This window comes from Methylobacterium sp. C33D, from assembly GCF_053345825.1.
On sequence record NZ_JBKFAV010000097.1, the window covers coordinates 1 to 1,478 of the forward strand.

General features: G+C 66.8%; 1 protein-coding gene. It reads left to right on the top strand.

The window, feature by feature from the left end:
- Positions 1 to 184 precede the first annotated feature (184 nt).
- The coding region (locus tag ACLBXO_RS31490; protein ID WP_447687881.1) for a methyl-accepting chemotaxis protein at positions 185 to 1,478 on the top strand (1,294 nt) is incomplete at its 3' end.

The window sequence follows — 1,478 nt, forward strand, 5'->3', positions numbered from 1 at the left end:
CGAGGCGGTGCCGCCGGTCGGGACGACGTGGCGGCCCGAGTACATCCGCGCCATCGTCAAGGCCGGCGACGACTTCATCATCGTCCCAGAACTCGAGCAGATCCTCAACTGAAGTCCCGTCGCGGTCCTGTCGAGACCCTGTTGCAGTCCTTTCGAAATCCCGTGCGCGTGTAGGGAGAGTACGATGCGTTTCACAATCAAGGCCAAGCTCGGGATCGCCTTCGGGTTGATCCTGCTGCTCCTGGGCGGTGCCGGCTACCTCGCCGTATCGAGCCTGAGTGGTTCCAACGATCGGATGCAGGCCTTCGCGGCCCGTCCGTTCACCCAGGTCCAGCGCGTCCTGCGCTTCGAGTCGATGTCCTTCGATGCCGCTCGGATGTTCGCGCGGTCGATGCTGGAGCCGACCAACGCGGCCCGCGAGAAGCTGTTCGCCGATTTCCGGGCGCACGACGCCAAGTTCCAGGCGCTGTTCAAGGACTATCAGGACCTCGTCCCGGTCGACGAGCGTGCCCGTGTCCAGCCCCTGCGTGACGACTGGTCCAAGCTCAGCGAAGCCGTCACCAAGGGCATGGAGTTCGCCATCCAGAACGGCAACAACACCGCCAATGCGATCGCAACCGGCGAGCAGCTGAGCGCCTTCACGGCGGTGATGGCCAGGATCGACGACATCAAGGCGCGGCCCGACCTCTCGATCGAGGACCGGGCCCAGATCGGCGCGATCGAACTGAAGATGGTCCGTCTGCGCGGCGAGATCTACCGCGAGATCGTGATCACCGACGACGCGCTGCTCGCGAAGATCGCCGGGGAGTTCAAGGAGACCAAGGCCACGCTGGAGCGCGATCTCGCCAAGTTCATCGAGACGTCGCGCGGAACCGGGCTGGTCGATGCCGTCAACGCCCTCAACGCCGCCGTGAAGGCCTGGACGCCCTCGGCCGACAAGGTCTTCGCCCTCGGACTGGCGAACACGGACGCCAAGGCGCTCCAGTCTTACGTCGGCCCGTTCACCGATGCCCGCAAGGCGGTGCTCGAGGACGTGGTCAAGCTGCGCACCTACGAGGAGAACGTGGCGCAGGGCTTCGTGCAGAGCACCCAGGCGGCCTTCGAGTCGACCCGCACGATCATGATCGCCGTCGTGGCCGGTGCCGTCGTGCTCGGCCTCGCCATGGCGCTCTGGATCGCGATCACGATCTCCCGCGGCCTGTCGAAGGCGGTCTCCGCCGCCCAGAGCGTAGCCGCCGGCGACCTGACCCGGGACGTGGCCGTGACCGGTCGCGACGAGGTGTCCGACCTCCTGCAGGCGATCCAGGCGATGAACGTGAAGCTGCGCGAGGTGGTCGGCCAAGTGGTCAACGCCGCGAGCAACGTGTCTGCGGGGTCACAGGAGCTGTCGGCGTCGGCGGAGCAGCTGTCGCAGGGCTCGACCGAGCAGGCGGCCTCGACCGAGGAGGCGTCGGCGTCGATGGAGGAGATGGCGGCCA